This window comes from Paenibacillus sp. FSL R7-0210 (assembly GCF_038009085.1).
In the GTDB taxonomy this organism is placed as follows: domain Bacteria; phylum Bacillota; class Bacilli; order Paenibacillales; family Paenibacillaceae; genus Paenibacillus_AQ; species Paenibacillus_AQ silagei.
Map to the genome: position 1 here is coordinate 5,134,671 of NZ_JBBPAR010000001.1, position 12,948 is coordinate 5,147,618.

General features: G+C 58.0%; 12 protein-coding genes. 10 read left to right on the top strand and 2 right to left on the bottom strand.

The genetic code is table 11. The features are described 5' to 3' along the window. Positions 1 to 145 precede the first annotated feature (145 nt). From MKY64_RS21790 to cysC, 9 genes are all read left to right on the top strand, one after another. Complete coding sequence (locus tag MKY64_RS21790) at positions 146 to 400, top strand: FeoA family protein (protein WP_036723378.1); 255 nt, start codon at positions 146 to 148, stop codon at positions 398 to 400. After that, positions 397 to 1,128 (top strand): FeoB small GTPase domain-containing protein, encoded by a 732-nt coding sequence (locus tag MKY64_RS21795; RefSeq protein WP_339254020.1) that lies wholly within the window; start codon positions 397 to 399, stop codon positions 1,126 to 1,128. The genes MKY64_RS21790 and MKY64_RS21795 overlap by 4 nt, the downstream gene beginning before the upstream one ends. After that, the gene (locus tag MKY64_RS21800; protein WP_339254018.1) at positions 1,106 to 2,515 is read left to right on the top strand and encodes a nucleoside recognition domain-containing protein; all 1,410 of its coding nucleotides are present in this window, start codon (positions 1,106 to 1,108) and stop codon (positions 2,513 to 2,515) included. Before MKY64_RS21795 ends, MKY64_RS21800 begins: the two co-directional genes overlap by 23 nt. An 804-nt stretch (positions 2,516 to 3,319) precedes the next feature. Continuing rightward, a complete protein-coding gene (locus MKY64_RS21805) occupies positions 3,320 to 4,165 on the top strand; it encodes an STM4015 family protein (protein WP_340955662.1) in 846 nt (281 codons plus the stop codon). Continuing rightward, positions 4,165 to 5,640, top strand: coding sequence for an STM4014 family protein (locus tag MKY64_RS21810; RefSeq protein WP_340955664.1), 1,476 nt, complete (start codon positions 4,165 to 4,167; stop codon positions 5,638 to 5,640). Before MKY64_RS21805 ends, MKY64_RS21810 begins: the two co-directional genes overlap by 1 nt. A 15-nt stretch (positions 5,641 to 5,655) precedes the next feature. Continuing rightward, the gene (locus MKY64_RS21815) at positions 5,656 to 6,441 is read left to right on the top strand and encodes an STM4013/SEN3800 family hydrolase (protein ID WP_340955665.1); all 786 of its coding nucleotides are present in this window, start codon (positions 5,656 to 5,658) and stop codon (positions 6,439 to 6,441) included. A 72-nt stretch (positions 6,442 to 6,513) separates the two neighbouring features. Next, positions 6,514 to 7,872 carry an STM4012 family radical SAM protein gene (locus MKY64_RS21820; protein ID WP_340958145.1) on the top strand — a complete coding sequence of 453 codons (1,359 nt, stop codon included), beginning with the start codon at positions 6,514 to 6,516 and terminating at the stop codon, positions 7,870 to 7,872. Next, positions 7,869 to 8,738 (top strand): STM4011 family radical SAM protein, encoded by an 870-nt coding sequence (locus tag MKY64_RS21825; RefSeq protein WP_036723230.1) that lies wholly within the window; start codon positions 7,869 to 7,871, stop codon positions 8,736 to 8,738. The genes MKY64_RS21820 and MKY64_RS21825 overlap by 4 nt, the downstream gene beginning before the upstream one ends. Then, positions 8,738 to 9,298 carry an adenylyl-sulfate kinase gene (gene cysC / locus MKY64_RS21830; RefSeq protein WP_340955666.1) on the top strand — a complete coding sequence of 187 codons (561 nt, stop codon included), beginning with the start codon at positions 8,738 to 8,740 and terminating at the stop codon, positions 9,296 to 9,298. Before MKY64_RS21825 ends, cysC begins: the two co-directional genes overlap by 1 nt. Positions 9,299 to 9,504: 206 nt before the next feature. Here the strand turns inward: cysC and MKY64_RS21835 are convergent, their stop codons facing one another. Both MKY64_RS21835 and MKY64_RS21840 read right to left on the bottom strand, forming a co-directional pair. Then, on the bottom strand, positions 9,505 to 10,185 hold the full coding sequence (locus tag MKY64_RS21835) for a hypothetical protein (RefSeq protein ID WP_340955668.1): 681 nt from the start codon (positions 10,183 to 10,185) through the stop codon (positions 9,505 to 9,507). A 101-nt stretch (positions 10,186 to 10,286) separates the two neighbouring features. Further along, on the bottom strand, positions 10,287 to 11,711 hold the full coding sequence (locus MKY64_RS21840) for an aminotransferase-like domain-containing protein (RefSeq protein WP_340955672.1): 1,425 nt from the start codon (positions 11,709 to 11,711) through the stop codon (positions 10,287 to 10,289). Between the two features lie 261 nt (positions 11,712 to 11,972). On the opposite strand from MKY64_RS21840, the gene MKY64_RS21845 reads away from it, so the two are divergent. Then, positions 11,973 to 12,923, top strand: coding sequence for a DMT family transporter (locus MKY64_RS21845; protein ID WP_340955675.1), 951 nt, complete (start codon positions 11,973 to 11,975; stop codon positions 12,921 to 12,923). The last annotated feature ends 25 nt before the right edge of the window (positions 12,924 to 12,948 follow it).

The following is a 12,948-nucleotide window of genomic DNA, read 5'->3' on the forward strand; positions in this document are numbered from 1 at the left end:
CAAGGACAAATTTATTTACGTATACTAATCTTGTGGCAGGATGCAATATTCTGTGCCGTGCACAATATACTATACAAGTGCATATTTCATACTTAAGGATAACTATAACTATTCATTCATTATTCATACGAAAGTGGGAGAGCTTATGGCCGGAGCCGTAATTCCATTGTCTGAAGCTACGAACGGCAGCACGCTGCGGATCAGCGGCATCGAGGTCCAGGGTGTGCTGCGGAGAAGACTGCTTGATCTCGGATTTGTTGCCGGGAACCGCGTAGAAGTGCTGCGGCGCAGCCCGCTTGGAGACCCTACGGCTTACCGGATCAGCAATACGACCATTGCCCTGCGGCGGGAAGAGAGTTCCCTCATTTATGGCGAACTGATTGGAGGCGGAGAAGGATGAGTGAGTATACCGTCGCTTTTGCCGGCAACCCCAATACAGGCAAGAGCACGCTGTTCAACCTGTTGACCGGCATGCGCCAGCATACCGGCAACTGGGCCGGCAAAACCGTAGTCACCGCCGAAGGGCGGTTCACCCACAAGGAGCATACTTACCGGGCCGTTGACCTTCCCGGCACCTATTCGCTCTACTCCAATTCCGCCGATGAAGAGGCGGCCCGGGACTATATTATTTTCGAGGAGCCGGATGTCACGCTGGTGGTTCTGGATGCAACGTCGCTTGAGCGCAACCTCAATCTGGCCCTGCAGGTGCTGGAGATAACGGGACGCGCCGTAGTCTGCATCAATCTGATTGATGAAGCCAAGCGGCTGGGCATTGATATTAATCTGAAGCGGATTGCGGAGCGGCTCGGGGTGCCTGTCACGGCCATTTCGGCCCGCAACGGGATCGGTATTGAAGCGCTGCTGGATCAGATCGCACGCGTAGCGACCGGTGAATTCAAGGCAGAGCCGCTGAAGATCACCTACAACGAGGAGATTGAGCAAGGCATTGCCGAGCTGATCCCGATGGTAGAGCAGACAGTCGGTGCCAGATATCCGGCACGCTGGATTGCCCTGCGCCTGCTGGACGGTGACCATAGCCTGCTGGCTTCCCTCAAAGCCCATATGAGACGCAAGGGTACATCTGTAGCGAAGGAGGTGGCCCGCCATGGAGTCACCGCATGCCATTAACGGCCAGGACCCGCTCGATTCCCTGCTCGCTACTGCGAAGAAGCTGGCAGACAAAGGGGCGGTCCGCGACGAGATCGTCAGCGGAATCTACGGCGTATCGGCCGGAATCTGCAGCGATGCCGTTACTTATCACGACAAGAAGAAGCTGGGCAGCACCTACAAGCTGGATAATATCGTCACCTCGAAAATCTGGGGCTTCCCTATTATGCTCGCCGGTCTTGGTCTGGTATTCTGGATTACCATTGCCGGAGCCAACTATCCTTCCGGCTGGATTGCCTCCCTCTTCAGCTGGATCGAAGGCTATCTGACCGCGGGCTTCGAGGCTGTTCATGCCCCGGCCTGGCTGCACGGCGTCCTTGTGCTGGGACTGTATCGCGGAACCTCATGGGTCATCAGCGTCATGCTGCCGCCTATGATGATTTTTTTCCCGGTGTTCGCGCTGCTGGAGAATTTCGGCTATCTGCCCCGGGTGGCTTTTAATATGGACCGCTTGTTCAAGAAATCCGGGGGGCATGGCAAGCAGGCCTTAACGATGTCGATGGGCTTCGGCTGCAATGCTGCTGCTATTCTGTCCACCCGCATTATTGAATCGCCCCGTGAACGGATGCTGGCCATTCTGACCAACAACTTCGTCCCGTGCAACGGCCGCTGGCCTACACTTATTCTGCTCTCCTCCATGTTCATGGTCGGGGCGGCAACCACCGGGGCACTGCGCACCTTCGCGACTGCGCTGGTGTTGATGGGTATCGTGCTGATTGGAATTATCGTCACCCTGAGTGTATCGTGGATCATGTCCAAAACCGCGCTGCGCGGTGTGCCTACCCACTACACCCTGGAGCTGCCGCCTTACCGCCGCCCGCAGATCTGGAAGACCATTATCCGCTCCTCCAAGGAAAAATCCCTCAATGTGCTGACCCGCGCCATCATCGTGGCTGCTCCGGCAGGGATCATCACCTGGATTCTCGGCAATGTGTTTGTCGGCGGTGAGAGTGTGCTGAATCATATGGCGGCCTGGTTCGATCCGTTCGCGCAGCTGCTCGGCATGGACGGCTTCATTATTATGGCCTTCATCCTCGGCCTGCCCGCTAACGAGATTGTACTGCCTATCCTGCTGATGGGCTACATGTCCTCCGGGGCCATGGTCGATATCGAAGGTCTCGGCAGCATTAAGGACATCTTCCTGAGCCACGGCTGGACCTGGCTGACGGCGCTGAATATGATGCTCTTCTCCCTGCTCCACTATCCTTGCGGCACCACACTCGTGAACATCTACAAGGAGACCAAAAGCCTGAAGTGGGCCGTGCTCTCCGCTGTAATCCCGCTCGCTATCGCTATCGGCGTAACCTTCGCGGTGGCTTCGGCAGCCCGGCTGTTCGGCTGGGTTTGAGCGCAGGAGAGCTGCTGCGGGCGGCGGTAGGGCAGAAGCTTACGTCAAGTACCGGCTCCTTCAATCAGAGCACTATTCTCCCGTCCGGGCACTATCACCCGTCAGAGCACTATTCTCCCGTCCGGGCGGATAGTGCTCTTTTGCGCTTCTGTGCGCGCGGCGGTTCATATCGGCGGGGGTGTGAGCGCGGGCCTGGGGCGCATTCTTCGCGGTAAGCCCTGGCACGCCTGCCACATCCTCTGCAGCCCCCGATTGTGATCGGTTTTTCGATTACATTCCGCCCTCGTGCCTCTGCTACGCCCAATGTGTTCGGTTTTTCGTCTATAATTTGGCCCTCGCGCCTCCGCACTGGCACATTGCGATTGTGTTCGGTTTTTCGCCTATATTTGCCCCACTCACCTCGCGCCTGCCTAATGTGTTCGGTTTTTCGCCTATATTTGGTCCACGCGCCTCCGCACTGCCCATTGTGTTCGGTTTTTCGCCTATATTTGGTCCACGCGCCTCCGCACTGCCCATTGTGTTCGGTTTTTCGCCTATATTTGGTCCACTCGCCTCGCGCCTGCTCATTGTGTTCGGTTTTCCGCCTATATTTGGCCCACTCACCTCCGCGCTGGCACATTGTATTCAGTTTTTCGCACACACTTGGTTCACGGGTCTTCATAATGCCCTCCCTATCCGCATAACGCCGCGGATACGGGAGGGTTTTTAAGTGCGCAGAACTTCCTGCTCCTCTGCTATTTGACTCTCCCTCTCCCTACATGTTAGGGTGATTTGGAAGCTATTATTTTCCGGGAGGGATTGTTCATGACAGCAGTGAAGCTCAGTATTGATTACGATGGATTTGAGGAAGGCAAACGGATGGAGACGGAGATTGAACGCTTAAGCGAAAGTCCTGAAGCCGCCGGGCTGACCAGCCTTACGATTGGCGACTGGGGACAAGCTTATGAGCAGAGTTCGGAGCATGTGGTTGAGGCTCTGGTGAAGCATAGTGCAAGCTTCCCGGCGCTGCGCAAGCTGTTCATCGGGGACATGAGCTATGAGGAATGTGAAATCTCGTGGATTAACCAGACCGATCTCTCGCCGCTGCTGCCCGCTTATCCTGAGCTGCAATCCCTGACTGCACAAGGCGGTACCGATCTGCGTCTGAGCCAACTGCAGCATGACAAGCTCGAAGAACTCATTATTATTACCGGCGGACTCAGTAAGGCCGTGCTGGGGGACATTGCCGCTTCTCGCCTGCCGAATCTGCGCAAGCTGGAATTATACCTTGGGGTGGACAATTACGGCTTCGACGGCGGGCTGGAGGACCTTCTGCCGCTGATCGAGCCCGGGAAATTCCCTAATCTAACTTATCTTGGACTCAAAAACAGTGAGATCCAGGACGAAATTGCCGCAGCCCTGGCGGATGCGCCGATTCTGGACCAGCTCCATACCCTGGACATGTCACTGGGAACGCTTAGCGATACTGGCGCAGAGGCGCTGCTCGCCAGCGAGCGGGTGAAGGGACTGAAGCTGCTCAACCTGAGCCATCACTACATGTCTGACGAGATGATGCTGCGCCTGAAGAACAGCGGATTGCCGGTGGATGTCAGCGACCAGCAGCAGGCCGATGACGATGATGACTGGCGCTATCCGTCGATCACAGAATAATGCAGCCCGCTGCACCGCTGATTGTCTTCTGCCAGCCCGGCGACCGGCGCTCAGCCGGTATCCAGCAGGCGCGCTCGCGTCTCGGGATGCCACCGGCGCTGCTGATTCCCTACGCCGGGCTGCTGGAGGGCCAGCCGCTGGCTGATCTGCTTACGCTGGCTGTGCAGCGGCAGATTCGGGACGGAGGCCCGGGGCAACCGCTGCTTGAACAGTGGGAATCCCTGCGCGACTACAGCAGCGGGCCCTCCGAGCGGGAGTCCGCTAGCGGCAGCTCCAGCGGGCATCCCACACAAGAGTCCGCTGGCGGCAGCTCCAGCGGGCATCCCACACAAGAGTCCGCTGGCGGCAGCTCCAGCGGATCCTCCGCAGCGAAAGCGCAGCACCTGCTGCCGGATTCTCCGGGCGGCAGCTTCAGCAGGCACGCTGCGCCGGAATCCGCAGCGTGCCCGCCACTGCTGCGGCTGGAGTCCCCCGGCGGCAGCTTCGCGCTGGAGCGGGCGCTTATCGCGCTGGGCGCACCGGATGCGCCGGACCCGGACGACTCGCTGCACCCGTTCGGGCAGCAGCCGGACCTGAGGCCGCTCAGCTTCAAAGCGGCCTCAGCCCTGAAGGACCTGCCTGGCGTGCTGCATCACCCGTCCCAGTGGTTCCGCGGCTACTGCCGCCTGCTGGCGCGGCTCCGGCGGGAGGCCGGGCAGCTTCTGCCCGCCTCCCGCTGGACCAACGATCCGGCGGAGATCGCAGCCATGACGGACAAGCGCCGGACCCAGCAGATTCTCGCCGAGTCCGGCGTGTCTGTTCCCCGGCCGCTTCGCGGCAGCGGCGGACAAGTCCCCGTGGACTATGCTTCCCTGCGCGAGCTGATGCTGTCGCAGCGGATGCACCGCGTGTTCATCAAGCTGGCCAGCGGCTCCGCCGCCTCCGGCGTGATTGCTTATCAGCTGAACCCGGCCACGGGAGCTGAGTCGGCGGTTACCACCATCGGGGTCGAGAGCTATATCACCCGGCCCCCGGTGTATTATAATTCCGGCAAGCTGCAGCGTTATACCGATTCTGCCCGCCTTGCCGGAATTATTAACTGGCTCTACCGCCACGGCGCCTATGCCGAGCAGTGGATTCCGAAGCCCGGCAAGGACGGACATTCCTTCGACATCCGTCAGCTGGTTGTCGCTGGTGAAGCCTGCCATGCAGTCGCTAGAGTCAGCACCACACCCATTACGAATCTGCATCTGCGCAGCCGGCGGATGACTCCGGCGGAGGCCGGGCTGAGCGAGGCACAGCAGGCAGAAGTACGCCGGACAGCGGAGGCTTCGCTGGCCGCTTTTCCAAATTGCTCGGTTGCGGGCATTGATGTGCTGGCGGGAAGCTCCGGGCGGATGTATACGGCAGATGTGAATCCTTTTGGCGACTTGTTGTACGATGTTGAATACCAAGGCTGCAGCACCTACGAATGGGAAATGAAGCAGCTGTCTTAGGAGGAATCCGGCCCCATGACCGATATGAACGCCATTGTCGGCACCCACGATATCTTAATGATCACACTCGATACTCTGCGCTACGATGCGGCTGTGCTGGAGGAGGCGAATTGCCCCAACCTGTGCGGCAGCGGCTCCTGGGAGCAGCGGCATACCCCCGGCAGCTTCACCTATGCGGCCCATCATGCCTTCTTCGGCGGCTTCCTGCCCACTCCGGCTAACACGAATAAGGCTGAGCATGTGCGGCTGTTCCACTCCAGGAATACCGGGCTGAAGACCCATCCCCATACCTGGCTGTTCGATACACCGGATATGGTGTCGGGGCTGGCAACGGCGGGTTATCAGACGGTGTGTATAGGAGGCGTAATCTTTTTCAGTAAAAAAGTGCCCCTCGCCCGCGTCCTCCCCGGTTATTTCCAGCAGAGCTATTGGCGGATGACCTTCGGGGTCACGAACCCGCGCTCGACGGAGCATCAGGTGAATCACGCGCTCAAGCTGCTCGGCAACACCCCGCTGGACCAGCGGCTGTTCCTGTTCATGAATGTCTCGGCGATCCATGGCCCGAACCATATGTTCCTGCCGGGTGCGCGCAAGGATTCAGTGGACAGCCAGCGGGCTGCGCTGCGTTATGCCGACGGGGAGCTGGGGCGTCTGTTCGATGCGTTCCGGAAGCGGGGCAATCCGGTGTTCTGTCTGGCTTTTTCCGATCACGGCACGGCTTATGGCGAAGACGGCTATCAGGGCCACCGGCTGGCGCATGACACGGTATGGAATGTTCCGTACCGGGAATTTATTTTATAAGCATGGAACTGAAATTCGATCCCGCACAAGGAAGGAGAACGTATGACGTCCATCCGGCAATCTCTGCATCACATGAACCAAGACGGACACCCTCCCTTCTCCGCTGGGGAGCTTCAGCAATGGACGGAGCAGATCACGGCCCATCCTTACCGCAATTATCTCTATTCCTATCCGCACAAAACCGCTTACCGCGAGTTCGCGTCCCCCCTTCCTTTAGAGGAGCTGTGGCGGGATGAGCCTGCGGAGAGTTTGTTCTTATATATGCATATTCCGTTCTGCGGCGCGCGCTGCGGCTTCTGCAATCTGTTCACGCTGCCTGATAAAAGAGCGAATGTGCACGCCGAATACGTTGACGCACTGGAGCGGCAGGCGAGGGAGTGGGCGGTCTTCACGGGACATAAGCCTTACGCGCGCTTCGCCATCGGCGGCGGGACGCCCAGCCTTCTCGCTCCCGCACAGCTGAACCGGCTGTTCAGGATTGCAACGGATATCATGGGGGTTGATCTTAGAACCACCTCTATCTCCGTGGAGACCTCACCCGAAACGCTGACGGAGGAGAAGCTGACGATTCTGAAGGATCATACCGTGGACCGCGTCAGTATGGGCATCCAGAGCTTCGTAGCCGCCGAGTCGGCTGCGATCTACCGCCCGCAGGACCCCGAGGTGGTCTACCGTGCGCTGGAGCTGCTGGGGCAGTTTGATTTTCCCATTCTCAACCTGGATCTGATCTACGGACTCCCGGGGCAGACGGTGGACTCCTGGCTCTATTCGCTGAACCAGGCGCTGCTGCATGAGCCGGAGGAAATCTTCCTCTATCCGCTCTACACCCGTGAGCATACGATTGTGAAGCCGGGCGACCTGATGAATCAACTTGACATTCGTCATGAATGCTATGAAGCGGCACGCGCAGTGCTGGCAGAGCATGGCTACCGCCAATACTCCATGCGCAGGTTCGCCAAGGCGGATGCGGGAACCGGGAAGGACATTCTCGATTACAGCTGCCAGGAGGAAGGGATGGTCGGCCTCGGCTGCGGCGCGCGTTCCTATACCCGGAATGTTCATTATGCCTCCCGCTATGGCGTCAGCCGCAAGGCCACGGAGAGCATCATCGCGGATTATGTTGCAGCCGAGCGTTATGATACAGCCGATTATGGCATCGTGCTGAGCCTGAACGAGCAGAAACGGCGGTTCATTCTAAAAGCAATCCTGCACAGCGAAGGACTGACAATTGCGGACTATAACCAGCGGTTCGGGACTACCCTATGGGAGGATCACCCCGAGCTTGGCCTCTTGGTACAGAGCGGGTTCGCCACGGATGATGAGGGCATTCTGCGGCTGACTCCAGATGGGCTGGGCTACTCCGACTCCATCGGTGACTGGTTCATCTCCGGTGAGATCCGCGAGCAGATGAAGGAGTTCGTCCTGCCATGAAGGCAGTCCTCTACTACCGGGGTTCCCTCTCCTCCTGTAACTATGACTGCCCATACTGCCCCTTCGGCAAAACCAAAGACAGCGCCGCCACCCTTGCCAAAGACCGCGCAGGTCTTGAGACCTTCGTCCGCTGGGTGGCGGAGCAGGGGGCTGCAGGCCACCGCCTGTCTATTTTTTTCAATCCGTATGGCGAGGGCTTGACGCACCGCTGGTACCGGGATGCGCTGATCACGCTGTCCCATATGGAGCATGTGGACAAGGTCGCCATCCAGACCAATCTGTCTGCCCGGCTTGATTTCACCGCTGAACTGAACCCGGCCAAGGCCGCCTTCTGGGCAACCTATCATCCGGGTCAGGTCAGTGAGGAGCGGTTCCTGGCACAGTGTATGAGCGTATACCGCCGGGGAATTCCTTTTAGCGTAGGCAGTGTGGGGGTGCATAGTGCCTTCCCGGCTATCGCCTCGCTGCGTGCGGCCTTGCCGGAGGACGTGTATCTGTGGGTTAACGCCTACAAGGACAAGCGGGATTATTATACGGCGGAGGATATAAGCTTCCTGAGCGGGATAGACCCGCATTTCCAGATTAATGCCATGGACTACGACAGCCTCGGCGCCAGCTGTAATGCCGGCAGCAGCGTATTCTACGTGCAAGGCCCCGGCCTGGTGAAACGCTGCTACAAGGACCGTGCGGTCATCGGCAACCTCTATCGTGACGGACTGGAAGGGCTGGCGGCCCAGCGTAGCTGCCGCATGAAGGTCTGTGACTGTTATATCGGCTATATTCATATGCCGGAGCTTGGCCTGGAGCAGATCTACGGCTCCGGCCTGCTGGAGCGGATTCCTTACGGCGCAGGGAGGACAGAGTAATGACTACTGGTAAGCTACAGGCACACAAGACCTCTGCCGGGTTAACGATTTGGCTTACCGGTCTGTCGGGAGCGGGCAAGTCTACGCTTGCCGCGCTGCTGACAGACCGGCTCCGGGAGCAGGGGCAGGCGGTGGAATGGCTGGACGGCGATGAACTGCGGCGCAGCTTGGGCCGTGGACTCGGCTTCAGCCGCGAGGACCGGTTCGAGAACATCCGCCGGGCCGTCTACCTCGCCGGGATGCTGAACCGGCATGGCGTGATCACCGTGGTCTCTGTGATTAGCCCTTATGCTGAGATGCGCAGCTATGCCCGGCAGGAATTGCCGGGCTTCGTCGAGGTCTATGTGGACTGCCCGCTTCCCGTCTGTGAAGCAAGGGATGTCAAAGGACTGTACGCCAAGGCCCGCTCCGGTGAGCTTCCGGCCTTCACCGGGATCTCAGACCCTTATGAAGCTCCGGCTGACCCGGAGTTGACGCTGCACACAGCGGAGCGTACACCGGAACAGTGCATGGAAGAGCTGATCAGCTGGCTCACAAAGCATCGGCTTTATCGGCTGTGATGGAATAGAAGCATACAGAATAAGGAGGGGCATTATGCCCCTCCTTTGTTTATTTAGCGTGTATCCGGGGAATTCAGGTGCACTAGTGCACCTCATTCACTCGTTTAGTGCGCATCTGGGGAATTCAGGTGCACTTCAGTCCTTCCTATGCACGTCACTCCCCATCCGCTGCATTCTGGAGTTACGGATACTGCCGGTACTCCAGATTATTTGCGCGAGTTAGATTGGCGGCGCAGGAGAATCACTGCGGCGGCTCCAAGGACTACTATACCGATACCTGCTCCAGCGTAAATCAGCCAAGCTGCAGAGTTTGTTTCAGGCACGGTCTTTGGATTATTTTCAGTTGTTGAGTTATTTTCAGAAACTGGAGGGTTTGCTGAGGTTGGGTTGTTACCAGAGACCGCCCCTGGATCATCAGCGATCCCGGGCGGCTCCGTGGGCGAGCCCCCTGACATCCCTGCACCAAGCTCATTCAGATCCTCCTGGGCACCAGAGAATAATGCGGTCCGGCTGCACAAGCTGACTGTAAGTTTAGTTGTCCCTCCCTTACCTTCTCCTTCCTCTCCGCCTGCATATACGATGTAGCGTTCCCCCTTGGTGAACTCGAACCCGCAGCTCGCCCCCGACAATGCCGTAGTGACAGTAACCTTCTCCCCCACTTCACCCTTCCAGCGGGAACCTACTTGAAAGGTTACTGACACCGGGTCCATACTGGACTGCATCGGCTTAACTTCCTCTTTAATCGAAACTACTGTTCCTTCAAAAACAGCTGCACTCTTCTCCATTGCTTCCAGCGGTGAAGGAGACACTACGCAAGAACAGGCATAGGTTACCTGCGGGCGCACAGTCAGCAGTGTCATGAAGACAATCAGTGCACAAAGTGTCATCAGACAGGCGCTCCGTATTTTCCTTCTCGTTACCATCAATATCACGCTCCTCATAACCCTCAGACGGAAATTTCCAGAGAAAGGTTACACACGCCCACCATCTATTCCCCCGCCTCAATCTCCCGCGCAATGGCAGTGAGCCGCCGCATTCCCTCGCGCAGCAAGGCTTCACTGGCGAACGAGTAGCTGAGACGCAGCCAGGACTTCATCTCCCCCAGCGGATCGCAGAGCTCACCGGGAACGAAGGAGATGGACTGCTCCAGACAACGGGCCAGCAGCTTAGCTACCGGAACACTGTCCGGCAGCTTGACCCACAGATTAAGCCCACCTTGCGGAGTTGTCCATTCCCAGCCGGTGGCCGCGAGCTCCTCCTCCATAATCTCCCTGTGCACCTGAAGGGCAATCCGCAGCTTGCCGAGATGCTGCTGTAAGCGCGGCGAGGTGTAATAATGCAAGAAAATCTTCTGATTCAGCAGGGGCGTCCCGTTATCCGCCAAGGACTTGGCGGCGATCAGCCGCTCCATGAACGGATAACGGCAGGCCACCGCACAGATCCGTAGGCCGGGGGCCACATATTTGCTGAAGCTGCTGATATACATCACCCAGCCCTCTGTATCATAAGCGAAGAACGGCGGGGGCGGCTCCTCTAGGAAGTACATGTCACGGAACGGATCATCCTCCACGAGCAGACAGCGGTAGCGCTCTGCAAGCTCCACCAGCAGCTTGCGCTGCTTCGCCGGAATCGTATACCCCGTCGGGTTATGATGGGTCGGGTTGATGTAGAACATTCGCGGCTTATTCTTACGCATCAGCTCTTCCACCGCCGCCAGATCATAGCCCTTCGGCGAGATATCCACAGCTACCAGCCGCGCTCCTTCCCGCCGAAAAATATCCAGCGCCACACTATACGTCGGCCGCTCCACCAGCACAACATCCATCGGACCGAGCATGATCCCGGCAATCAGATTGATGGCCTGTTGTGCACCTGAAGTAATCAGCAGCTCACGGGCCGACAACTGGAGCTTATACCGCTCCTCGAAATGGCTGCTCAGCGTAACACGCAGCTCTTCATCCCCTTCCACGGAGGAGTAGGTGCCCATGACCTTCGGGTAGAGATCGAATACTTTTTTGACATAATCGGACAGGAACAGGTTCGGCAGCAGCCCCGGATCAATCAAGGCCTGAGAGAACTGGTACGTGACCGGCATCCGCTGAATATCCGACATCGGGCTCCTGACCATATACCCCGGTACTGCCGCCCCTTCGTCCACCGTAGGGTCCAACCTGCTGCCCAGGGCCACATAATAACCGGATTTGTCTTTGACATACAGCTTGCCGCTCTCGGTCAGCGCACGGTAGGCCTTGAACACTGTCAGCCGGTGAACCCCCAGCTCCTCCGCCAGCAGCCGGATCGACGGCAGCTTATCACCGGCCTTCCACTCCCCGCGCTCCATCCGGTTCAGCATGAACTCATAGACTTGGCGGAATAAGGGATTATTCTGCTCGGCACCCGCTATTTTTTTCATCAACCTGCCGCCTTTCTGCAACATATACCGGGGTCGCCCCCGCTCCATCGCTCAATCTTCACTCGACACAGCTCCCTCTGACGCTTGCTGACTTCTACATATCCGCGCACGTCCAGCGGCTAACTTCTCTTTGCCCTATTGTACAGCATTCCCTCCCGCAACTGTTCTACTATCTCCAATCTGTTCTGTGCCTATGAGGCTATGATTAACTGAAATCTTGTACGAGGGTGGCACATTACCACCGCAAAGGGGAACTGAACCATGATTCTGTTAGCTTATTCACTTGTCTGTCTGATCTTCGGCACTACCTTCCTGGCCATCAAAATCGGCGTAGACGCCGGAGCGCCGCCATTCTTCTCTGCGGGTCTGCGTTTTTTCGTGGCGGGTGCGGTGCTGTTCCTGTTCATGGTTCTGCGGGGCAAAGCCCGCTTCTCCCTGCTGCTGCGCAAGGAAATGCTGCTCACGGGAGCAGCCCTGACCTTCGGCACCTTCGCCGCGCTCTATTGGGCGGAACAATATGTATCCTCCGGGCTTGCTGCCGTATTGTCAGCCACCGGTCCGATGATGATTCTGCTGATGCAGACGGCTGTTCTGCGGCAAAAAGCACCTGCCTATTCGCTCATCGGCTGTATTATCGGGTTCACCGGAGTCCTGCTGCTGGTGCTGCCCAGCCTGGCGGCTGATGTTACTCCGCTCTGGCTGATCGGCTGTGTGGTGGTGCTGATTGGGGAACTCTGCTACGCGGCGGGGGCGATCTATTCCAAAAAAGTAATCACCACCTTCTCCGCCGAGTCCCCCGTGGCTCTGAACGCTGCCCAGATGATGTACGGCGGGGCGCTGCTGTTCATCATCTCCCTGTTCACAGAGCCGCTGCACCCGTCCTTCCTGTTGTCATTCAAGACTGCAGGTTCCCTGCTCTACCTGACTGTTGTCGGCTCCATGGTCGGACATACCCTGTTCTACTGGCTCGTCTCCAAGACGAATCCGGTTTTTCCATCCACCTGGCTGTATATCTCTCCGCCGATTGCCGTCGGGGTAGGCTTCCTGTTCTATAACGAGACCGTGACCTGGGTAACGCTGCTTGGCGTGTTCACGATTATATTGGGAACCATCCTTGTGAATGCCGGCGCACTGAAGCAGCTGTTCTTCAAGCCTAAACCGGTAATACCCGTTCTTCCAAAAGCAAGCGTTGAACCCCTGGCTCAGGAGTAACTGCTGCGCTTCCCCCGAACACAAA